21 protein-coding genes are annotated in these 20996 nt (G+C 71.7%); 12 read left to right on the top strand and 9 right to left on the bottom strand.

What is annotated here, in order from left to right; all coding sequences use genetic code 11:
• Positions 1–110: 110 nt before the first annotated feature.
• On the top strand, positions 111–1976 hold the full coding sequence (locus tag F1721_RS15660) for a Xaa-Pro dipeptidyl-peptidase (RefSeq protein WP_425474407.1): 1866 nt from the start codon (positions 111–113) through the stop codon (positions 1974–1976).
• 41 nt (positions 1977–2017) lie between these two features.
• On the opposite strand, the gene F1721_RS15655 is transcribed toward F1721_RS15660, so the two are convergent.
• Positions 2018–2731 (bottom strand): heparin lyase I family protein, encoded by a 714-nt coding sequence (locus tag F1721_RS15655; RefSeq protein ID WP_246154966.1) that lies wholly within the window; start codon positions 2729–2731, stop codon positions 2018–2020.
• A 155-nt stretch (positions 2732–2886) separates the two neighbouring features.
• On the bottom strand, positions 2887–4032 hold the full coding sequence (locus F1721_RS15650) for a S1 family peptidase (RefSeq protein ID WP_150067378.1): 1146 nt from the start codon (positions 4030–4032) through the stop codon (positions 2887–2889).
• Positions 4033–4478: 446 nt separating this feature from the next.
• Here F1721_RS15650 and F1721_RS15645 point away from each other — a divergent pair, with 446 nt between their 5' ends.
• The 8 genes from F1721_RS15645 to F1721_RS15615 all read left to right on the top strand — a co-directional run bounded on the left by F1721_RS15645 (position 4479) and on the right by F1721_RS15615 (position 10178).
• Complete coding sequence (locus tag F1721_RS15645; protein WP_150067377.1) at positions 4479–5114, top strand: Maf family protein; 636 nt, start codon at positions 4479–4481, stop codon at positions 5112–5114.
• A gap of 80 nt (positions 5115–5194) precedes the next feature.
• A complete protein-coding gene (locus tag F1721_RS35645) occupies positions 5195–5284 on the top strand; it encodes a putative leader peptide (RefSeq protein WP_351134134.1) in 90 nt (29 codons plus the stop codon).
• Between the two features lie 98 nt (positions 5285–5382).
• The gene (locus F1721_RS15640) at positions 5383–6708 is read left to right on the top strand and encodes a dicarboxylate/amino acid:cation symporter (RefSeq protein WP_150067376.1); all 1326 of its coding nucleotides are present in this window, start codon (positions 5383–5385) and stop codon (positions 6706–6708) included.
• A 121-nt stretch (positions 6709–6829) separates the two neighbouring features.
• Positions 6830–7201: a DUF1707 SHOCT-like domain-containing protein gene (locus F1721_RS15635; protein WP_246154964.1), complete on the top strand. Its 372-nt coding sequence runs from the start codon at positions 6830–6832 to the stop codon at positions 7199–7201.
• 48 nt (positions 7202–7249) lie between these two features.
• Positions 7250–7900, top strand: a complete 651-nt coding sequence (locus tag F1721_RS15630; RefSeq protein ID WP_150067375.1) for a DUF3558 domain-containing protein — start codon at positions 7250–7252, stop codon at positions 7898–7900.
• Between the two features lie 245 nt (positions 7901–8145).
• The gene (locus F1721_RS15625) at positions 8146–8517 is read left to right on the top strand and encodes a hypothetical protein (protein WP_093157164.1); all 372 of its coding nucleotides are present in this window, start codon (positions 8146–8148) and stop codon (positions 8515–8517) included.
• Positions 8518–8523: 6 nt separating this feature from the next.
• Positions 8524–9390: a PPE domain-containing protein gene (locus F1721_RS15620; protein ID WP_150067374.1), complete on the top strand. Its 867-nt coding sequence runs from the start codon at positions 8524–8526 to the stop codon at positions 9388–9390.
• Positions 9387–10178 (top strand): ESX secretion-associated protein EspG, encoded by a 792-nt coding sequence (locus F1721_RS15615; RefSeq protein ID WP_150067373.1) that lies wholly within the window; start codon positions 9387–9389, stop codon positions 10176–10178. Before F1721_RS15620 ends, F1721_RS15615 begins: the two co-directional genes overlap by 4 nt.
• 222 nt (positions 10179–10400) lie before the next feature.
• On the opposite strand, the gene glpD is transcribed toward F1721_RS15615, so the two are convergent.
• Positions 10401–12137 (bottom strand): glycerol-3-phosphate dehydrogenase, encoded by a 1737-nt coding sequence (gene glpD, locus F1721_RS15610; RefSeq protein ID WP_246154959.1) that lies wholly within the window; start codon positions 12135–12137, stop codon positions 10401–10403.
• A 224-nt stretch (positions 12138–12361) separates the two neighbouring features.
• Positions 12362–13189, bottom strand: a complete 828-nt coding sequence (locus F1721_RS15605) for a DeoR/GlpR family DNA-binding transcription regulator (protein ID WP_150067371.1) — start codon at positions 13187–13189, stop codon at positions 12362–12364.
• A 321-nt stretch (positions 13190–13510) separates the two neighbouring features.
• Here F1721_RS15605 and F1721_RS15600 point away from each other — a divergent pair, with 321 nt between their 5' ends.
• The 3 genes from F1721_RS15600 (at position 13511) to F1721_RS15590 (ending at position 16217) form a co-directional block, all read left to right on the top strand.
• The gene (locus tag F1721_RS15600; protein WP_246154956.1) at positions 13511–14266 is read left to right on the top strand and encodes an MIP/aquaporin family protein; all 756 of its coding nucleotides are present in this window, start codon (positions 13511–13513) and stop codon (positions 14264–14266) included.
• A 34-nt stretch (positions 14267–14300) separates the two neighbouring features.
• Entirely contained in the window at positions 14301–15806 is a 1506-nt protein-coding gene (gene glpK, locus F1721_RS15595) for a glycerol kinase GlpK (protein ID WP_150067370.1), read from the top strand.
• A 123-nt stretch (positions 15807–15929) separates the two neighbouring features.
• A complete protein-coding gene (locus tag F1721_RS15590) occupies positions 15930–16217 on the top strand; it encodes a putative quinol monooxygenase (RefSeq protein WP_150067369.1) in 288 nt (95 codons plus the stop codon).
• Between the two features lie 234 nt (positions 16218–16451).
• Here the strand turns inward: F1721_RS15590 and F1721_RS15585 are convergent, their stop codons facing one another.
• The 5 genes from F1721_RS15585 to F1721_RS15565 all read right to left on the bottom strand — a co-directional run bounded on the left by F1721_RS15585 (position 16452) and on the right by F1721_RS15565 (position 20971).
• Positions 16452–17282, bottom strand: a complete 831-nt coding sequence (locus F1721_RS15585) for an NAD(P)H-binding protein (RefSeq protein ID WP_150067368.1) — start codon at positions 17280–17282, stop codon at positions 16452–16454.
• 91 nt (positions 17283–17373) lie between these two features.
• Entirely contained in the window at positions 17374–18261 is an 888-nt protein-coding gene (locus tag F1721_RS15580) for a dihydrodipicolinate synthase family protein (RefSeq protein WP_150067367.1), read from the bottom strand.
• 88 nt (positions 18262–18349) lie between these two features.
• Positions 18350–19345, bottom strand: a complete 996-nt coding sequence (locus F1721_RS15575) for an aldo/keto reductase (protein ID WP_150067366.1) — start codon at positions 19343–19345, stop codon at positions 18350–18352.
• Positions 19342–19653 carry an L-rhamnose mutarotase gene (locus F1721_RS15570; RefSeq protein ID WP_150067365.1) on the bottom strand — a complete coding sequence of 104 codons (312 nt, stop codon included), beginning with the start codon at positions 19651–19653 and terminating at the stop codon, positions 19342–19344. The genes F1721_RS15575 and F1721_RS15570 overlap by 4 nt, the downstream gene beginning before the upstream one ends.
• A 13-nt stretch (positions 19654–19666) precedes the next feature.
• Positions 19667–20971, bottom strand: a complete 1305-nt coding sequence (locus F1721_RS15565; protein ID WP_150067364.1) for an enolase C-terminal domain-like protein — start codon at positions 20969–20971, stop codon at positions 19667–19669.
• Positions 20972–20996 lie beyond the last annotated feature (25 nt).

The following is a 20996-nucleotide window of genomic DNA, read 5'->3' as shown; positions in this document are numbered from 1 at the left end:
ACACTTTCGGCTGTTTTGGTTGGTGATCTTGGTTCGTAGCTTGCCTTCGAGAGTTCTCGGAGGTGGGCACGTTGCGGAGACGTTGGTGGGCGTTGCCGTGCGCAGCGCTGGTGGTGTCCGGGGTCGCGCCGGGGGTGGCGACCGCTCAGGCACCTGAGCAGGTCAGGGATGGGCGGAGCCAGCCCGTGTTCAGCGCTGATCCGGTGCGGGAGACGGTGTGGGTGGAGACCGGGTTGGACGGGGACGGGGACGGGGTGGTCGACCGGGTTGCCGCCGACATCGTCCGGCCTTCGGGCACCGACCAGCCAGTTCCGGTGATCATGGATGCCAGTCCGTACTACTCGTGCTGCGGGCGGGGCAACGAGAGCGAGCTGAAGACCTACGACGAGCAGGGGCGGCCCGTCGGGTTTCCGCAGTTCTACGACAACTACTTCGTGCCGCGCGGGTACGCGACCGTGCTGGTCGACCTGTCCGGCACCAACCGATCCGAAGGTTGCGTGGACGTCGGCGGGCCGTCCGACATCACCTCGGCCAAGGCCGTGGTCGACTGGTTGAACGGCCGTGCTCCCGGTTTCGACGCTCCTTCGGGCGGCGGCCGGGTCGACGCGGGTTGGTCGACCGGTGACGTCGGCATGATCGGCAAGTCCTACGACGGCACCATCGCCAACGGCGTGGCCGCGACCGGCGTGGAGGGGTTGCGGACCATCGTGCCGATCGGCGCGATCAGCTCCTGGTACGACTACTACCGCTCGGACGGCGTGTCCTTCGGCTTCGACCCGTCCGGGCTGGCCCGCACCGTCGAGGAGGGCGGCCGCCCGGACTGCGGCCCGGCCAAGCAGGAGCTCGACGACGGCTCCCCGGCCAACGGCGACGTCACTCCGATGTGGACGGAGCGGGACTACGTGCCGGACGCGAGCCGGGTGACCGCGAGCGTGTTCGCGGTGCACGGCCTCGGCGACCTCAACGTCAAGACGCTCCACCTCGGGCAGTGGTGGGACGCGCTGGCCGAGCGCGACGTGCCGCGCAAGCTGTGGCTGAGCCAGACCGGGCACGTCGACCCGTTCGACTTCCGGCGCGCCGAGTGGGTCGACACCCTGCACCGCTGGTTCGACCACTGGCTGCTCGGCGTGGACAACGGGATCGAGCGGGAGCCCGCGGCCAGCGTCGAACGCGCGCCCGACGTCTGGGCCGACGAGCCGACCTGGTCCGGTGAGCTGGCCCGGGACGTCGTGCTCCACCCCCGCGAGGACGGTCTCGGGACGCAGCCGGGGAGCGGCACCGCGACGTTCACCGACGACCCGTCGCTGGACGAGTACGACTGGGCGGCGAACCCCGACCAGCCGTCACCGGCCCGCGCGCTGTTCAGCACCGCGCCGCTGGGCGCTGACGTGCGGGTGGCCGGGACGGGTTCGGTCACCGTCACCGCCACGCCGAGCACCCCGACGGCGCACCTGTCCGCGATGCTCGTCGACTACGGTCCCGCCGCCACCCGCGACTACCTGGGGCAGGGCGAGGGAATCCGCACTCTGCAGACCGAGTCGTGCTGGGGCGAGAACCGGCCCGGCGACGACGCCTGCTACTTCGACACCGAGGCGACCACGACCGACGTGGACTTCGAGATCATCGCGCGCGGCTGGGCCGACCTGGCCAACCACGAGTCGCTGTCCGAGGAGCGGCCGCTGGAGCCGGGCGAGCCGCAGACGATGACCTTCCGGCTGGCCACCACCGACCACGTGGTGCCCGCCGGGCACCGGTTGGCGCTGATCATCGGCGGCACGGACAGCGCGTTCATCGTCGCCCCGCGCCAGCCCGGCCAGATCGGCCTGGACCTGAGCGCGACCTCGGTGACGCTCCCGGTCATCGGCGACCTGCCCGCGGTGGCCGCGGCGGGGACGGACAAGCCGAGCGTCCGACCGGACCGCGTCCCGCCGCGCCCGGACGTCCAGCTCAACCGGGACGTCCTGCCCGGCAGCTGACGGTGGTGGGGGCGATTTCGCGCGAAATCGCCCCCACCCGGTCAGGGCGCGACGTCGGCGTACTCGGTGCCGATCTTCAGCGCGTCGATCTCGTTGACCACGTCGTCGCCCTCGGCGCCGTAGACGCCCCACTTCGGGTGGTTCTCGCTGTCGAAGGTGCGGCACGCCCAGCGCTGCGAGCCGTCGCTGAACGTCTGCTGCTCGCCGTTGAACCAGAGCTCGACCCACCCGCCGGTGATCTCGTCGGACAGGTGCAGCCCGAGGACGATGCTGTGCCACTCGCCCGCCCGGATCGGGCTCTCCCAGATGATCCGGGTCTCGTCCGGCTGGCGCTGCAGCAGCGAGAGCTTGCCGTCGATCACCTTGAGGACGACCGGGTAGTTCTGCACGTGGCTGCCGTAGGACTTCCACTGGAAGGTGGCGTTGTTGTCCACCGTGCTGGACAGCTTGCTGCGCCAGCCGAGGTAGTAGGTCGAGCCGTTCTGGAAGTCGTACTCCTGGCCGTCGATCGAGATGCCCCGGCTCTCGCACCGCCGCAGCCCGGCCGGTTTGTCGTAGCGCCACACCGCGCCGTGCTCCGGATCGTCGACGGCGGTGACGCTGCCCGGATCGGCGCACTCCGATCCGATGTGCGCGAACACCCCGGTGCCGTGCGAGGCATCGCCGTCCCACATGACCGCCGCGGAGGCCGAGGGCGCCGACGCCACCAGGAGCATCGCCGCCAACAGGGCCACGGCGGGAGTTCTCCCGACCATGATCCTTCCCTTCCGGCGGCGGAAGGCCAGATCTACCGGACGCCGGCGGCCGGTGTCCAGAGGAGTCACCCGAACCGCAGCAAGCGGAATCCACTGTGGACGGGGCACGTGAGCGCTCCGGGCACCGAGCGCTCACGTGCCACCGCTTCAGCAGATCAGCCCGTCACCAGGCGGAGTCCGTAGGCGTTGAGCGCCTCCTGCACCGGCTGGAAGTAGGTCGTGCCGCCGGAGCTGCAGTTGCCGGAACCGCCCGAGGTCATGCCCTGGGCCTGGGTGCCGCTGATGAACGAGCCGCCCGAGTCGCCCGGCTCCGCGCAGACGTTGGTGCGGGTCAGCCCGTACACCGTGCCCTCGGCGTAGCGCACGGTCTGGTTCATCGCCTGCACCGATCCGCAGTGCCAGCCGGTCGTCGAACCCGACCGGCAGATCGACGACCCGACCGGGGCCACCGACGCGCCGGAGACCGCGCGGGTGCTGCCGTTGTACATGTTGACCGCCGCGCGCGGCGTCCAGCTGGAGTTGGCCGAGACCCACGCGTAGTCGTTGCCGGGGAACGACGAGCCCTGGAACGTGCCCATCGAGACCTGGTTGTACCCGGAGACCGCGGTCCCCGGACGGCCGCAGTGCCCGGCGGTGACCATGCCCGCACCACCGGACGCGGTGCGCACCGAGAAGCCCACCGAGCAGCGCCCGCCCATGTAGTAGGCGTCCCCGCCGACCAGGTCGTAGAAGGTCCGCGGCGACTCGGCGACCTCTTCCACCCGCACCGAGTCGTCGACGCCGCGGGCCCGGGCGAGGAAGCCCTCGGTGGCCGCGTCCCGCCGCGTGCGGTCGACCGACACGACGACCGAGTTGGACCGCACGTCCACGTACCAGCCGGTGACGGACTGCGGCGCGGACGCCTCCATCGCGTCCAGAGCGGACTTCGCGGCGTCCAGCTCCCGCGCCGAGTTGGACACCACCACGGCGTCCGCCCCGGCACCGCGCGCCGCTTCCGCCGCACGTCCGTCGGTCACCGCGACGACGAGCTTGCCGCGCGCGGCGTCGAAGTAGGAACCGGCGAAGGACTCGCCCGCGCTCCCGCGCACCGCCTCGTCCAGCTCGATGGCATCGGCTTCCCGCGCCAGCCGGTCCTTCGCCTGCTGCGCGGTCAGGCCGAAGTCCCGCTGCATCGCGGCGAGCAACTCCGGTGCCGCCTGTTCCGACGCCGGTGCGGCGGTCGACGGCACCGCCAGCGCGGCGAGGGTGCCCGCCGCCAGCACGGCCGCACCCAGCAACCGGGTGGTTCTGCTCCGACTCATGGTCGTCTCCCTCGATCCGAATTGGGCAGGGATCACCCGCGCAGGACCGGTCCGGCCGCGGTGCGCGGGAGCGTGGAGCCCCGGCACCCGCTGCCGGGGGTGAGGTGGTGCGAGTGGCGCCGCCCGGCGACCCGGGACGGCGAGGAGTGGAAGGGGGGTGAACCGGCCGCTCGGGGTGCGGCGATTCGCGTAGGAGGACATTAAGGAGTCGACCCGCGAATCGGACACCACCTTTCGGAGCATCCTGAGCGCGAAAATTCCGCCATGCCAACTGCTTTCGCCCCAGCCTTCCGCCAGCAGCAGCACCGCCCGTAGGCCGAGAGGGGTGATCCCCCGGCAACCGGCGACGGCACCTCCGCTTCGCCGCGGACCGCCAGCTCGGCGATTTCCGCGGAAATCGCGGCGGGGTGCGGGCACCTGTCCGGGCGGTCTCTACCATCGGCGGCGTGCGCTTCGTGCTTGCTTCCGCGTCATCCGCTCGCTTGTCGGTGCTGCGCTCGGCGGGGATCGACCCGCTGGTGCGGGTTTCCGGCGTCGACGAGGACGCGGTGACCGCCTCGCTGGGCGACCCCGCGCCGACCGAGCTGGTCACCGCGCTGGCGCAGGCCAAGGCCGATGCGGTGGCCGCCGAGATCGGCGCCGAGGAGCCCGACGCGGTGGTCGTCGGCTGCGACTCGATGCTGCTGATGGCGCACGGCGAGATCGTCGGCAAGCCCGGCACCCGCGAAGCGGCGGCCAAGCGGTGGGCGCAGAACTCCGGGAGCAGCGGCGAGCTGCTGACCGGGCACGCGATCGTCCGCCTCGAAGGCGGTGAGGTCACCGCGCGCGCCAAGGGGCACCTCGGGACCACGGTTCGCTTCGGCGAGCCCAGCGAGGCCGAGCTGGAGGCCTACCTGGCGACCGGCGAGCCGCTGCACGTGGCGGGCGGCTTCACCCTCGAAGGCTTCGGCGGCTGGTTCATCGAGGGCGTCGACGGCGATCCGTCGAGCGTGCTCGGGATCAGCCTGCCGCTCACCCGCAAGCTGCTCGCCGAGGTCGGCGTCAGCGTCGTGACGCTCTGGAGCTCGCCAAACGCGGAGTGACGTCGGACTTCGAGCGTCCGAGTGAATACGAACACAATTCGGTTACCCCTGGATGGGTTTCGCCGCGCGGCTGGTTACAAATGTTCGCGATGGGCACCCTCCGACGGCTGTATCTGACTTCGCGCCTGCACGTCGATCTGCGACGGCAGGCCAGCTCCGTCTGTCTGTGATCGAGCGCGGCACCGCCGCTTCCTGATCGCGCGCCCTCGTCGCGCGCCGCTCGAACCGCACTGCCTTCGAACTCACTCCGCGACTCCGGGAGACCCCTGTGTCCACCACTGCTGGGCGATCGCGCCTGCGCTTCAACCCCAAGCTGTTCGCCGTCGCCGTCATCGCGTCGCTGGTGCTCGGCGCGCTGCTCGGCTACGTCGCCAAGCAGACCGGCGCCGACTGGCTCGCCACCACGCTCGACACCATCGGCTCGACCTTCACCAAGCTGCTCACCTTCACCGTGCTGCCGCTGATCTTCACCGCGATCGTGGTGGGCATCAACAGCCTCCGCGGTCTCGGCGGCGGGCGGGTCGCGGCGCGCCTGGGCGGCAAGACCGCGCTGTGGTTCGCCATCACCTCGCTGATCGCGGTGCTGATCGGCCTGGCCGTCGGCACGCTGTTCCAGCCCGGTCGCGGCCTGGTCATCGAGCCCGACCCGGAGAAGCTGCAGTCCATCGGCGAGAAGACCCACGGCTCCTGGCTGGACCTGATCACCGGCCTGGTGCCCAGCAACCTGATCAGCGCCTTCGCCGAGGGCGAGACGCTGCAGGTGGTGTTCGTCGCGCTGATCATCGGGGCCGCCACCTACAGCCTGGGCGAGAAGGCGGCGCCGTTCGTCGACTTCAACAAGGCCGCCTTCGAGGTCATCCAGCGGGTGCTGGGCTGGATCATCCGGCTCGCCCCGATCGGCACCCTCGGCCTGATCGGCAACGCCGTCGCCAGCTACGGCAACGAGTTCTTCGCGCCGCTGCTGAAGCTGATCGGCTCCACCTACGTGGCCTGCGCGCTGGTGCTGTTCGTGGTCTACCCGCTGCTGCTCGCGCTGGTCGCCAAGGTCAGCCCGGTCCGGTTCTTCGCCAAGTCGTGGAACGTGCTGCAGTTCGCGTTCGTCTCCCGCTCGTCCAGCGCCAGCCTGCCGCTGACCCGGCAGACCACCGAGGACCTGGGCGTGCCCGCCTCCTACGCGAACTTCGCGGTGCCGCTGGCGACCACCACCAAGATGGACGGCTGCGCCGCGATCTACCCGGCGGTCGGTTCGATCTTCATCGCGAACCTCTTCGGCATCAGCCTCGGGCCGGTGCAGTACCTGACGATCGTCGCGGTCGCGGTGTTCGGCTCGATCGCCACCGCCGGTGTCACCGGCTGGTTCACCATGCTCACGCTGACCACCGCCGCGCTCGGCTTCCCGCCCGAGGTGGTGGCCACCGGCATCGCCATCGCCTACGCGGTGGACCCGATCATGGACATGATGCGCACCGCCACCAACGTCGCGGGCCAGATCGTGGTCCCGACCGTGGTCGCCCGCAGCGAGGGCCTGCTCGACGACGAGGTGCTGGCCAAGCCGAGCACCCCGCTGGTCGACCGCGAGCTCGCCCGCGCCTGACGACCTGCCCGAGGGGCGTCGCCGACCGAGTCGGCGGCGCCCCTCGACATTTCGCCGAACAGCACCGGAACGCTCGTCTCACCCGGCTCGATCGGGGGTCCGCCGACCGTAGGATGGGGGCGTGGAGAAGGGACGGCGGGGCAGAGATCTCCGCATCGGCGATCCCGAGCGCGAACTCGCGATGCGGCTGCTCGGCGAGCACTTCGCCGTCGGACGGCTCGACGTGGGCGAGTACGACGAGCGGTGCCGCCAGGTCGCCACCGCGCGGTTCCGCTCCGAGCTGGAAGCCCTCTTCGACGACCTGCCCGCACCCCGCCCCGAGCGCGCCCCGGAGCCGCAGGCCGCGGTCGTTCCGCGCCCGGCCGCGGTGAAGATCGCGCTCGCGGTCGGCGTGGCGGCGCTGGCGGTCCTGCTGCTGATCGTCGCCCGGCAGGCGGCGCTGGTCCTGCTGATCCCGCTGGTGGCCGTGCTCTGGTTCACCTGGCGCCGTTGAACCCCCGACACCACCTCGCCGCCGACCACGCTTCGTTACGGTGAGGACATGCACAGCTCGCGGATCACCGGGGCTCGGCGGCTGAGCGCGCTGCTCGCCGTCAGCGCGCTCGCCCTCACCGGATGCAGCCTGTGGCAGTCGCAGCCGACCGCGGACACCGCGGCCCCGCCACCCATGCCGCTGCCCACGACGAGCACCCCGCCCCCACCGCCGCCCCGGCCCTTCGAGCTCGGGCTCGACGGCGTCGCCGCCTGCACGCTGCTCACCCCCGCCCAGCGCAGCCAGCTCGGCTTCGACCGCGACCCGATGCCCGACTCCGAAGCCGGGTTCGGCAACGCGGCGACCTGCAGCTACCGCAACACCACCGCCAAGGTGGGCGCCCGGCTGGCGCTGATCACCACCGAGGGCATGGGCGTGTGGACCGACGACACCGCGCAGGTGGAGGCCACCCCGGTGGTGGTCGGCGGGTTCCCGGCGCTGGTCATCAAGACCCCGGGGCTGGACCTGTCCTGCAACGTGGCGGTGGACGTGGCCGAGGGCCAGCACCTCGACGTCCTCTACCGCGACGACGGCGCGCAACCCCCGTCGCCGGTGGACCAGCTGTGCGCCGGGGCCCAGCGGGTCGCCGAGGACGCCGTGGCCACGCTGGTCGCGCCGGAGACCTCGGAGCCCCGAACGCAGTCCTCTCAGCCGGACTGATCACGCAGAGCGACCGGACGCCCGGGGCCGAGAGTGATACTCACCGCTTATGGAGCACTCCCCAGCGTGACGATTGGTGACTACAGTGTTCGCTGGACGTTTAGTAGCTTGAGCGTTCGGGTGCTCCGCATCCCGGCCAGGTGCCCCGCACAACACCTGACCGGCGTGCGGCCCCGCGCAACCGCGCGTTCGAGCACGAGGGCCTGCACCCGTGATCCGGGCCCTTACCTGTGGGAGGGGAAAACGTGCCGCTAACTGCTCCGTGGGGCGACAGCTCGACCGAAGCCCTGCCGGGTGTGTCCGGCGGCTCGATGCAGGTCGAGCCCGCCGCCATCCCGAGGCTGGTCAACGCGCTGCAGGAATCGCTGGACGCGGTCGGCCTGCAGATCGAGCACGCCATCACCGAACTCCGCATCCGGCCGTGGGCCGGCGACCCGATCAGCGCCGATGCCGCCGAGGAGTTCAACCGGCGCTCGCTCGGCGGCGGCGAGGACGCGCTGACCGCCCTGTGCGGTTACCGCGACCAGCTGCAGGCCGCCGCCGAGTCGCTGGAGCGCGCCAACCGCCAGTACTCGCGCATCGACGGCGAGAGCGCGATGGGCATCGGGGGCTGCTGACCGGCCATGAGCGACCACCGATGGCAGGGGTACCGGCACCCCGAGCTGTACGCGCAGATCAACGAGGGCCCGGGACCGGAGGGCTCGACCGACAGCGTCCGGCGCTGGAGCGAGCTGACCCGCGCGCTCGGCGACATCGACGCCGGGCTGGCCGCCGCGGTCACCTCGGCGATGGACGGCTGGCGGGGAACAGCGGCGGACAGCGCCCAGGAGGGGTTGCGCCCGCTGGGCAACTGGGCCGCGCTGGCCCAGGAGGCCAGCACCGTGATGCGGGAGCGGGCCGAGCAGCAGGCGGAGTTCATCAGCAAGGCGCGCCGGGACATGCCGCCGCCGGTGCAGGTCACCGCTGAGGAGCCGAGCTCCGCGCAGACCCTGCTGACGCACCTGTTCGGCGGGCAGACCGACTACGAGGTGCAGGAGGCCAAGCAGCACGCGGCCGAGCAGCGCGCCTTCGACGTGATGCGCACCTACGAGGCGTCCACCCGGGCCAACACCACGTCGCTGGCCTCGTTCACGCCGCCCCCGCAGGTCGTCGTGGACGCCCCGATCAGCGGCGGCTCCGGCGTGTCCGCGGGCCAGCAGAACGTGACCATCAGCTGGGGTCCGGCGACCATGCCCGGACCGCGCGGCTCCACGACCGCGGCGCAGCGCACCGCGCAACAGCCCGCCACCCGGCCCGGCGGCACCCCGGTGCGCGGCGAAGGCCGGTCCGGCGGCGGTGCCCGGTCCACCGCTGGCGGGCGGGCCAAGCGGGAGCAGCACGACGAGAGCGTGGACCGGAAGGTCACCGAGCAGGTCGGCGGGCGGGGCGGGTTCTTCGACCTGGTCGAGTCGCCGTCGCGACCGGTGATCGGCGGCGAGCCCGGGCAATGACGTTCCCCACCACCGCCCGGCAGCTCGGCCTGTCGGCGCTGGAGTTCGACGTGCTCATCGAGCACTTGGAGCTCGAAACGATGCCGCTGGTGCTCAAGGTCCCCTCCCCAGGGCGCACCTACACCGAACGCGCCCAGCTGGTCGACTCGGCGTGGCGGTCGCTGGGCGCGCGCGGGCTCGGGCGGCCGACCGACGTCGACCCGGAGCTGGAGCGGATGCTGCGGCTGCTGGCCCGCCCGGAGCGTGAGGTCGACGGGCGGCTGTGGCTGGACCGCAGCGTCCGGGTGCTCGCCGCGTCGGAGGGCGAGGAAGCGGTGCTGGTCGTCAAGGACGGCGACCAGCTGTGCCTGCGTTCGGCGTCGGCGAGCGGGCTGCCGCGCGAAGCGATCTCGGTGCTCCCCGCGCTGCCACCGGGCCCCGGTCGCTCGGTGTCGCTGCGCAGCAGTGATCTGGACGCCGCAGCGGAGGAGGCCGGGAACAACGTCGAGCAGCTGGCCAGCGCCCTGCAGCGCAGGGGAACCCGCGCGGACGACGCCGAAGCGCTGACGGACATGATCGCCGGGGTGGCCGCCCGCGGGCAGTTCGGCGCGGCCGCGCGCGACCGGTTCGGCCGCCGCGTCCGGGCGGGCCGGGTGGTCGGGTTCTTCGACACCGCGCACGGCCGGTACGCCCAGCTGCGCCGGGAATCGCCGTCCGGCGACCTGTGGAGCACGATCGCCCCGGTCGACGCCCGCCGCCTGACGGCCCACCTCGAAGAACTCCTCGCCGAGGTCACCACCGACGCCTGACCACCGCCCGGTCACCCGCAGCTTCAATGGAAACTGCGACCCCGGGGCCCCGGGGAACCTGCCACCCGGAGGAGGTCACCACCCCGGAGGGGCCGCGATTTCAATGGAAATCGGACGTCCGATTTCCATTGAAATCGCGGTGGGTCGTCCGCAGGTGTCGGCATGTCGAGGGCCGACGCGCCGACCTCCCGCGACTTCCGCTGAAATCGCGGGAGGTCCGGATCAGACCAGCGGTTCTTCCAGGCGGTCGCGGGCCTCCGGGGCCGCCGAGCGCTTGGCGTCCGCCGCCTGGTCGTCGGGCTGGGTCTGCGAGTCGCGCTCGGCCTCCACGCGCTGGGTGTAGACCTCGACCTCGCGCTCGATCTGCGCCTCGTCCCAGCCGAGCACCTCGGCCATCAGGCGGGCCACCGGCTCCGCGCAGTCCACGCCGCGGTGCGGGTACTCGATGGAGATGCGGGTGCGGCGGGTGAGCACGTCCTCCAGGTGCAGGGCGCCCTCGTGGCTGCACGCGTAGACCACCTCGGCCTGCAGGTAGTTCGGCGCGGCCGGGATCGGCTTGAGCAGCTCCGGCCGGTCGGCGGCGAGGCCCAGCACGTCGTGGATCTCCGAGCCGTAGCGGTCCAGCAGGTGCCGGATCCGGTACGGGTGCAGTCCGTGCTCGGCGGCCAGCTGGTCGGCCTGGTTGACCAGCGCGTGGTAGCCGTCGGCGCCGATCAGCGGGACCTGGTCGGTGATCGAGGAGGCCATCCGGCCGGTGATGTCCGGGGCGACGGCGTCCACCGCGTCGGCGGCCATCACCCGGTACGTCGTGTACTTGCCGCCGGCGATGGCCACCAAGCCCGGGGCGACCCGGGCCACCGCGTGCTCGCGGGACAGCTTCGAGGTCTCCTCGCTCTCCCCGGCCAGCAGCGGGCGCAGCCCCGCGTAGACGCCCTCGATGTCGTCGTGCTTCAGCGGGGTGGCCAGCACGGTGTTGACGTGCTCGAGGATGTAGTCGATGTCGGCCTTCGTCGCGGCCGGGTGCGCCAGGTCCAGGTTCCAGTCGGTGTCGGTGGTGCCGACGATCCAGTGGTTGCCCCACGGGATGACGAACAGCACCGACTTCTCGGTGCGCAGGATCATCCCGGTCTCGGCGACGATCCGGTCGCGCGGCACCACGATGTGCACGCCCTTGCTGGCGCGCACCCGGAACCGGCCGCGGCCGCCGGAGAGCTTCTGCAGCTCGTCGGTCCACACCCCGGTCGCGTTGATCACGGCCTGCGCGCGGACCTCGGTCTCGGCGCCGGTCTCCACGTCGCGCACCCGGACCCCGGCGATCCGGTCGGCCTCCCGGAGGAACCCGGTGACCTGCGTCGAGTTCATCACCACCGCGCCGTAGCGGGCGGCGGTGCGGGCGACGGTCATGGTGTGCCGGGCGTCGTCGGCCTGCGCGTCGTAGTAGCGGATGCCGCCGATCAGCGCGCTGCGCTTGAGCGCGGGCACCATCCGGAGCGCACCGGCGCGGGAGAGGTGCTTCTGGCCCGGGACCGAGCGGGCACCGCCCATCGTGTCGTAGAGGAACAGACCGGCCGCGGTGTACGGGCGCTCCACGATCCGGCGGGTCAGCGGGTACAGGAACGGGACCGGCTTGACCAGGTGCGGCGCGATCCGGGTGAGCATCAGCTCGCGCTCCCGCAGGGCCTCGCGGACCAGCGAGAACTCCAGCTGCTCCAGGTAGCGCAGGCCGCCGTGGAACAGCTTGCTGGACCGGCTGGAGGTCCCCGAGGCGAGGTCGCGGGCCTCGACCAGCGCCACCTTCAGGCCGCGGGTCGCGGCGTCCAGCGCGGCCCCGGCACCGGTGACACCGCCGCCGATCACCACCACGTCGAACTCGTCGGCGCCCAGCCGCCGCCAGTTCTCGGCCCGTTCGGCCGGCCCCAACGTGCCCTTCAGCCGGTTCTCGGTCTTGTCTTCGGACACCGCGTCCTCCTCGCTCGAATCGCGTCCCACCATCAGGTCTTTCAGCAGCGGCGGCAGCCGCTCGCGGGGTGGGACTCAGCTTTCCCCGCTGCGCGCGCTCGCAGGTCTCCGCGCGAGGACACCCCCGGGCCGGTGAGGTGATCGCAGGTCACCGCCCGGACCGCTCGCAACGCACTTTCCATCGCCCACCGCCGACGCGGGAACCGGACCTCGACGAGTGGTCATCATGCCCGACCAGCACGGTCCGTGCTCGACGCGGCGCTGCGCGTTCTCCCCGCCTGCTCGACCAGCGCGCCGCGGTCGCGCAGCACCTCGATGTCCGCGCTGGTGGTCTTCGAGTCCACCAGCACGATGTCGAAGTCCTCGACCGGCGCCACCGCGTGCAGCGCCCGCCGGCGGAACTTGGTGTGGTCGACGTAGAGCACGCGGCGCTGCGCGGAGGCGAGCATCGCCTTCTTGATCTGCACCATCTCCTGCTGCGGGTAGCAGCAGATGCCGTCGGTGACCGCCGAGACCGACATGATCGCCAGGTCCACCCGCAGGTTGCGCAGCGCGTCCAAAGCCATGCCGCCGACGAAGGCGTCCGCCCACGGCAGGTAGTCGCCGCCCACGCAGATCAGGCTGATGCCCGGCGCGTTGCGCAGCTCGTCGAACACCCCGCGGTGGTTGGTGACCACGGTCAGCGGCGCCCGCTCCGGCAGCAGCCGGGCCAGGTAGACGCCGGTCGTCGAGTCGTCCAGCACCAGCGCCTGGCCGGGTTCGACCAGGTCAGCGGCGGCGCGGGCGAGCTCCTCCTTCTCCGCCTTGTTCTGCGGCAGGCGGTACTCCGAGGCCGCCTCGTACAGCAGCGACGACGCCGCCGAGACGTTGCCCCGGTTGCGGTGCACCAGTCCCTGCGACTCCAGGTCGGCGAGGTCGCGGTAGACGGTCATCGCGCTGGCGCCGATGGTCGCGACGAGGTCGTCGATGCGCAGGGTGCCCTCGGCCATCACCAGCTCGGTGATCTTGCGCCGGCGGTCCTGCTGCTTCTCGGACGGACGCCGAGCGGACATCGTCGTCCTCCCCTCGCTCCTGCACCAGCCAACTCGATAAAAACACCATCGGAGGCATCTTGCAGCGTTGTTTTCCCCAAGTCTAATGTTACCGCACAGTATGGAGCGGCGTCGGGTCGCGCTGCGGCCGGGACCGGGTCCGATCCGGGGTCGCGCGGTCGAGCAGGGGCGTTGGGCGGTACGGAGCAACCCGGTACCCACGACTGGCGGCATGCATGGACACGTGTTCACATGCGGCAGTACCGTCCCGACTCACTCCATGTCGGACAGTCACCAAATCCCGCCTGTGCCAACGGCGGCATGAAGAGGGGAACGGCAAGAATGACGACAAGTCTCGGGGAGATCTTCCTCTGGGAGTTGATGGGGACAGCGGTACTCACGCTGATGGGCTGCGGCGTCGTGGCCAACAACGTGCTGCGCAAGACCGGCGGGCACAACGCCGGCTTCCTGATGGTCAACTTCGGCTGGGGCTTCGCGGTCTTCGCGGGCGCCAGCATCGCGGAACCCACCGGCGCGCACATCAACCCGGCGGTCACCCTGGGGCTGGCGGTGAACGGCCAGACGCCGTGGGACCAGGTGCCGGTCTACATCATCGCGCAGCTCATCGGCGGCACCTTGGGCGCCGTGCTGTGCTGGGCGGCCTACAAGCTGCAGTTCGACACCCACGACGACCCGCGCAACACGCTCGGCATCTTCTCCACCGCGCCGACGGTGCGCAACGCCCCGTGGAACCTCGTCACCGAGACCATCGGCACCTTCGTGCTGGTCTTCTGGATCATCCTCAGCCCGCAGGCGGGCCCCAGCGGCGCGGACGGCGTGCCGACCTTCGGCAACTCGGCCCTCGGCTACGCCGCGGTCGCCTTCATCGTGATCGGCATCGGCAACTCGCTCGGCGGCCCGACCGGCTACGCCATCAACCCGGCCCGCGACCTCGGCCCGCGCATCGCCTACGCGATCCTGCCGATCCGCGGCAAGGGATCGGCGGACTGGGGCTACTCCTGGGTGCCGATCGTCGGCCCGATCCTCGGTGGTGTGCTGGCGGGCGCGCTGGCCCTCGCACTGCCCATCGCCAGCTGACCAGACTCGTCCACATAGGAAGGTAGAACGACAGATGGCCTCTTATGTCGCCGCCATCGACCAGGGCACGACCTCGACCCGGTGCATGATCTTCGACCACTCCGGCCGGGTCGTCTCGGTCGACCAGGTCGAGCACCGCCAGATCTTCCCGAAGGCCGGCTGGGTCGAGCACGACCCGGTCGAGATCTGGACCAACACCCGGCAGGTCTGCGCGGGCGCGCTGGCCAAGGCCGACCTGGTGTCCTCCGACGTCGTCGCCGTCGGCATCACCAACCAGCGGGAAACCACCGTGGTGTGGGAGAAGGCCACCGGCAAGCCGGTGTACAACGCGATCGTCTGGCAGGACACCCGCACCGACGAGATCGTCAACGCCCTCGCCGCGGGCGAGGACGGGCAGAACCGGTACCAGCGCAAGACCGGTCTGCCGCTGGCGACCTACTTCTCCGGTCCCAAGGTGAAGTGGATCCTGGACAACGTCGAGGGCACCCGCGAGCGCGCCGAACGCGGCGAGCTGCTGTTCGGCAACATGGACACCTGGGTGCTGTGGAACTGCACCGGCGGCCCGGACGGCGGACTGCACGTCACCGATCCGACCAACGCCTCCCGCACGATGCTGATGGACCTCGAGCGGCTGGAGTGGGACGCCGACATCTGCGCCGAGCTCGGCGTGCCGATGGCGATGCTGCCGGAGATCCGCTCCTCCTCCGAGGTGTACGGCAAGTTCCGGGAGCGCGGCGTGTTCGCCGGCATCCCGATCGCCGGCATCCTCGGCGACCAGCAGGCGGCCACCTTCGGCCAGGCCTGCCTGTCGCCCGGTGAGGCCAAGAACACCTACGGCACCGGCAACTTCGTGCTGCTCAACACCGGCACCGAGCGGGTGATCAGCGAGAACGGGCTGCTCACCACCGTCGGCTACAAGATCGGCGGCAACGACACGGTGTACTGCCTGGAGGGTTCGATCGCGGTCACCGGATCGCTGGTGCAGTGGCTGCGGGACAACCTCGGCCTGATCGCCAGCGCCCCGGAGATCGAGCAGGTCGCCAGCACCGTCGAGGACAACGGCGGCGCCTACTTCGTGCCCGCGTTCTCCGGGCTGTTCGCACCGCACTGGCGTTCCGACGCGCGCGGCGCGATCGTCGGCCTGACCCGCTACGTCAACCGCGGGCACCTGGCCCGCGCGGTGCTGGAGGCGACCGCGTTCCAGACCCGCGAGGTGATCGAGGCGATGAACGCCGACTCCGGCGTGCCGCTGAAGTCGCTGAAGGTCGACGGCGGCATGGTCGGCAACGAGCTGCTGATGCAGTTCCAGGCCGACATCCTCGGCGTGCCGGTGATCCGGCCGGTGGTCGCGGAGACCACGGCGCTCGGCGCGGCTTACGCGGCGGGCCTGGCGGTGGGCTTCTGGGCCAGCGAGGAGGACATCCGCTCCAACTGGGCCAAGGACAAGCAGTGGGACCCGAAGATGCCGACCGAGCTGCGCGAGAAGCAGTACGCGCAGTGGCAGAAGGCGGTGTCCAAGACCCTGAACTGGGTGGACTGAGCACCTGACCGGCGACCCGCATCCCGCCCGGGGTGCGGGTCGCTTTTTCTGCGCACTTCTCGATGAGTTCCGCGGCGCCGCGGCGTCCAACTCTCCGCACGCCACCGATGTCTTGGAGGAGAGATGCTGATCATCGCCGGTCACGTGCAGGTCGATCCCGCGCAGCGCGATGCGTTCGTCGCCGCGCACCGCGACCTCGTCGACCGGGCTCGTCGAGCCCCCGGGTGCCTCGACCTGGCCATCACCGCCGATCCGCTGGATCCCGCGCGGGTGAACAACTTCGAGCGCTGGGAGTCCGAGGAAGCGCTCGCGGCGTGGCGGGCGGTCGCCGATGCTCCCGACACCGGGATCGCCATCACCGGCGACCACGTGCTGAAGTTCAGCGTGACCGACGTGCGCTCGCCGTTCTGAGCGGTGCGGCGGTTCCCCCCGGGGTGGATCGGGGGGAACCGCGCTCCAGGGGCGGGCGGGGCGCCCTGCCCCGCGCTACCCCGCCCTCGGCAGCACCGGGCGACGAGTCGAGGGGTCTCGTCGCCGGGAGATCGGTGCGCTGCCGCGAGGTCGGTGCCCGTCGACCTCGCCCCTTCCGCGTAGACGCGCGGCGGGCGCGGAGGTTGCGTCCTCCGCGCCCGATTTCCGCGCTGCTCAGCGGAAGTCGTCGGCGTGGTCGACCGCCCACTGGGCGAAGGTGCGGGCGGGGCGCCCGGTCACCTCCTGCACCGTCGGCACCGGCTCGTCGTGCCCCTGGTCCTGGTCCCGGAGTTCGAGCAGGGTGGCCACGACGGCTTCCGGCACGCCTGATGCCAGCAATCGCGCCTTCGCCTGCTCGATCGGTTCCGCCTCGATCCGGACCTCCCGGCCGATCGCGGCACCGATCGCGCGCACCTGGTCGGCCATGCTGATCGACTCCGGGCCGGTCAGCCGGTACGCCTTCCCGGCGTGGCCGTCCTCCAGCAGCGCGGCGACCGCGACCGCGGCGATGTCGTCCTCGTGGATGGACGTCTGCCGCGCCTCCGGGAACGGCTCGCGGACCACGCCCTCCGCGCGGATCGACTCCGCCCAGGCCAGCGCGTTGGTCGCGAACGCGCCGGGCCGCAGGAACGTCCACTCGAAACCGCCGTCGGCGACCGCCTGCTCGATCAGCCGGTGCCGCTGGCCGATCGCGTTGCTGTCGTCGAACTCCACCGCCAGCGACGACAGCACCACGACCCGCCGCACCCCCGCCGCCGCGGCCTGCGCGACGAACGTCGGAGTGCTTTCCGGTATCGGGAACAGGAATACCCGGTCGACCCCGTCGAGCGCCCGGGCCAGCGGTTCCGCATCGCCGAGCCCGCCGCGGAACAGCTCCACCTCGCCGGGCAGCCCGGCGCTGTCCGGATTCCTGGTCAGCGCACGCACCTTCGCACCGGACGCCAGCAGGCGCTCCACCACCCGGCGTCCGACATTGCCCGTCGCACCGGTCACCAGCACTGTCATCGAGTTCTCCTCAGCCGATCGGATTCAGCCCCAAGCTAGGACTTCGAGCGCACTGGAGGTCAACTCGTCTCCGACCGGCTGGCGGAGATGTTCAGGCGCGCACTCCCAGCGCGTCGAGCGCGGCGGCGACCTCACGCCGGGCCTCGGCCGGAAGGCCGCGGAGCGGGCGGGGCAGGTTCGGGGTGCCCACCAGTCCGAGGTGTTCAGCGGCGGCTGATGTGACGCGCAAGCTGCCGCAACGCCCGAACAGCTCCCACAGCGGTTCCATGCGTTCGGACAGCTCCACCGCTCGGGCCGCATCACCCTGCGCAGCGGCGCGGGTGATCGCCAGGCACTCCTCGGGCAGCAATCCGCCGATGACGCTGAACCACAGGTCCGCACCCGCGTTGAGCCCACCGGCCGCGAGCTGGTCGCCGCTGACGCCGAGTGCCACACCGTCGGGCAGCTGGCTCCGCAGGGCGGCGATCCTGGTGGCTGCCCGGTCCGCGGGGATGCCCGGGATCTTCACCGCGCCGACGTTCGGCAGCGCCGCGATGCGCCCGTGCAGCTCGTCGCTGAAGTGGAAGTGCGTGGTGCCGGGGTTGTCGTACACGCACAGCGGAACGGAGAGCTGCGCGGTCACGTCCTCGTACAGCCCGAAGACCTCGTCATCGGTGAGCTGCTGGTAGGACACCGGGGCGAGCAGCACCGCGGAGGCACCCGCGTTCTGGGCGTCCTCGGCCAAGGCGAGCACGTCGGAGGTGCGCAGGGCACCGATGCCGATCATGACCGGGATGCCGCCTGCGGCGTCCACCGCGATCCGGGCAGCTCGGGAGCGCTGCTCCCGGGTGAGGTAGGCGTATCCGCCCGTCGAGCCGAGCGCGCCGATCGAATCGACACCCGCCGCGGCCAACCGCTCGACCAGCTTCCGGAACGCGCGTTCGTCGATCCCGGTCTCGTCGGTCGGGGTGAGGGGGAAGGCGCTGAGGCCGGTGAACATGCACTTCCTTTCGGTTCGGCCGACCGCGAGCCGGTCGTGGACGGCCTCCCGACGATCTCACCCGAAGTGGCACCTCGACAGGGCCAGTTCACGTGCCATCCGGTGGTCCACTTCCTCGGCCGGCGGGCGGGAGGAGGCCGGTGGCGACCAGTTCCTCCCACACCGCGGACGGCACCGGCCGCTCGAACAGCGCCGCGTTGCGGCGGACCTCGGCCTCGGACCTGGCCCCCACGACGACGCTGGCGACGGCCGGGTGCGCACCGGTGAAGGCCATCGCGACCTGCGGGAGGCTCGCGCCGTGCCGGTGGACCACCTCCGCGATCCGGGCGACCTTGGCGCGCAGCTGCGGCGAGGCCGGGGCGTAGTCGAACATCGCCTCCGGGTCGAGCTCGTCGGTGGCCAGGACACCACCGTTGAACACCCCTGCGGCCAGCACCGACACGTTCCGCCGCAGGCACGTCGGGAGCATGGTGTCCGCAGCGGACTGCTCCAGGAGCGTGTAGCGACCGGCGAGCATCACCGCGTCCACATCCGTCTCGATCGCGAACCGCTCCAGCATGCGCCACTGGTTCATGCCCGCACCGATCGCACCGATCACGCCCTGCGCGCGCAGCTCGTGCAGCGCCGGGTAGGCCTCGTCGACCGCCTGCCGCCAGTGGTCGTCCGGGTCGTGGATCAGCACCAGGTCCACGCGGTCCATGCCGAGCCGCCGCAGGCTGGCCTCCAGCGACCGCCGCACCCCGTCCGCGCTGAAGTCCCACACCCGCTCGTGATCCGCGGGCACGTCGAACCCCGCGGCATCGCGCGCGCCCGCAGCCGTCGGGCGCGGCACCAGCAGCCTGCCGACCTTCGTCGACACGACCAGCTCCGAGCGCGGCCGCCCGGCCAGGGCCGTGCCGAGGCGGCGCTCGGCCAGCCCCAGGCCGTAGTGCGGCGCGGTGTCGAAGTACCGGATTCCCGCGTCCCAGGCCGCGTCCACCGCGCCGAGGGCGGTGTCCTCGTCGACCGCGCGGTAGAGGTTCCCGATCACCGCGCCGCCGAACCCGAGCGGGGAGACCACCACGTCCGAGGCGCCGAGCTTCACGGCAGCTCCCACACCTGCCGGAGACCGGTGTCCTCGCCCGAGTAGTCGTCCTCGACCGCCAGCAGCTCGGACATCCGCGCCTGCCAGGCCACGTTCGCCGGGTGGTCGCGCAACGCCCGCCGCATCGCCCGGTAGTCCTCGACCTCCACCACGTGGAACAGGTCCAGGCCGTCGCGCCAGATCCGCCAGCTGTGCACGCCCGCTTCGCGCAGCGCCGCGTCCAGCTCGGCCGGGATCACCGCGTGCACCTGCTCGTACTCGGCTTCGCGCCCGGGTTCCAGCCTGGTGCGCAAGGCGATTCGCTGCATGCGGCTCCCTCCCTCATCCCCCGGCCCACACCCGGCCGTCGGGGTAGCTGTGGTCGCGCAGCGCCTCCGGGCGCAGCTGCGCGGAGAACCCGGGGCGCCTCGGCGCGAGGTAGCGGCCGTCCCGGACCACCACCGGATCCACGAAGTGCTCGTGCAGGTGGTCGACGTGCTCGATCACCCGGCCCTCGGTGGAGCCGGACACCGCGACGAAGTCGAACATCGCCAGGTGCTGCACCAGCTCGCACAGCCCGACCCCACCGGCGTGCGGGCACACCGGAACGCCGAACTTGGCCGCCAGCAGCAGGATCGCCAGGTTCTCGTTGACCCCGGCCACCCGGGTGGCGTCCAGCTGCAGGACGGACACCGCCCCCGCCTGCAGCAGCTGCTTGAACACCACGCGGTTGGCGACGTGCTCACCGGTGGCCACCCGGACCGGGGCGATCGCCGAGGCGATGGCGGCGTGCCCCAGCACGTCGTCGGGGCTGGTCGGCTCCTCCACCCACCACAGGTCGAAGGGCGCGAGCTCGCGGATCCAGCTGATCGCGGTGGGCACGTCCCAGCGCTGGTTGGCGTCGACGGCGATCCGGACGTCCGGGCCGACCGCTTCGCGGGCGATCCGCAGCCGCCGCACGTCGTCGTCCAGGTCCGCGCCCACCTTCAGCTTGAGCAGGTCGAAGCCCTGGTCCACCGCGGCGCGGCAGAGCCGACGCAGCTTCGCGTCCGAGTAGCCCAACCAGCCCGGGGACGTGGTGTACGCCGGGTACCCGTCGCGGAGGAGCTCCGCGACGCGCTCCGCACGGCGGGGTTCTGCTCGGCGCAGGAGGTCCAGGGCTTCCTCCGGGGTCAGCGCATCGCTGAGGTACCGGAAGTCGACCAGCTCGACGATCTGCTCCGGGGACAGCTCGGCGAGCAGCTGCCACAGCGGTTTCCCGGCCCGCTTCGCCTTCAGGTCCCACAGCGCGTTGCCCACGGCGCCGATCGCCATGTGCACCACGCCCTTCTCCGGGCCCAGCCAGCGCAGTTGGGAATCGTGCACGAGTTCCCGCCACACCGCGCCGAGATCGTCCAGCACCGCCTCCAGCGGGCGCCCCACCACAGCGGACTCCAGGGCGCGGATCGCCGCGACCTGCACGTCGTTGCCGCGGCCGATGGTGAACGCGAACCCGTGGCCGGTCAGCCCGTCGTCGGCGTCGGTCTCGACCACCACGTGGGCCGCCGAGTAGTCCGGGTCCGGGTTCATCGCGTCCGAACCGTCCAGCTCCCGCGACGTGGGGAACCGGACGTCGCTGGTCCGCAGTCCGGTGATCAGCGCAGCCATCGGGCCACCTCGCTTCCGCGCACGC

Source organism: Saccharopolyspora hirsuta, assembly GCF_008630535.1.
GTDB lineage: Bacteria > Actinomycetota > Actinomycetes > Mycobacteriales > Pseudonocardiaceae > Saccharopolyspora > Saccharopolyspora hirsuta.
This window is presented reverse-complemented; position numbering and strand designations above follow the sequence as displayed.

Coding starts and splice junctions, on each gene's coding strand:
- F1721_RS15655 (WP_246154966.1), bottom strand. CDS start 2,731: ATGGTCGGGAGAACTCCCGCCGTGGCCCTGTTGGCGGCGATGCTCCTG.
- F1721_RS15570 (WP_150067365.1), bottom strand. CDS start 19,653: ATGCAGCGAATCGCCTTGCGCACCAGGCTGGAACCCGGGCGCGAAGCC.
- F1721_RS15600 (WP_246154956.1), top strand. CDS start 13,511: ATGACGACAAGTCTCGGGGAGATCTTCCTCTGGGAGTTGATGGGGACA.
- F1721_RS15630 (WP_150067375.1), top strand. CDS start 7,250: ATGCACAGCTCGCGGATCACCGGGGCTCGGCGGCTGAGCGCGCTGCTC.
- F1721_RS15565 (WP_150067364.1), bottom strand. CDS start 20,971: ATGGCTGCGCTGATCACCGGACTGCGGACCAGCGACGTCCGGTTCCCC.
- F1721_RS15650 (WP_150067378.1), bottom strand. CDS start 4,032: ATGAGTCGGAGCAGAACCACCCGGTTGCTGGGTGCGGCCGTGCTGGCG.
- glpK (WP_150067370.1), top strand. CDS start 14,301: ATGGCCTCTTATGTCGCCGCCATCGACCAGGGCACGACCTCGACCCGG.
- F1721_RS15615 (WP_150067373.1), top strand. CDS start 9,387: ATGACGTTCCCCACCACCGCCCGGCAGCTCGGCCTGTCGGCGCTGGAG.
- F1721_RS15605 (WP_150067371.1), bottom strand. CDS start 13,189: ATGTCCGCTCGGCGTCCGTCCGAGAAGCAGCAGGACCGCCGGCGCAAG.
- F1721_RS15590 (WP_150067369.1), top strand. CDS start 15,930: ATGCTGATCATCGCCGGTCACGTGCAGGTCGATCCCGCGCAGCGCGAT.
- F1721_RS35645 (WP_351134134.1), top strand. CDS start 5,195: ATGTTCGCGATGGGCACCCTCCGACGGCTGTATCTGACTTCGCGCCTG.
- F1721_RS15620 (WP_150067374.1), top strand. CDS start 8,524: ATGAGCGACCACCGATGGCAGGGGTACCGGCACCCCGAGCTGTACGCG.
- F1721_RS15585 (WP_150067368.1), bottom strand. CDS start 17,282: ATGACAGTGCTGGTGACCGGTGCGACGGGCAATGTCGGACGCCGGGTG.
- F1721_RS15580 (WP_150067367.1), bottom strand. CDS start 18,261: ATGTTCACCGGCCTCAGCGCCTTCCCCCTCACCCCGACCGACGAGACC.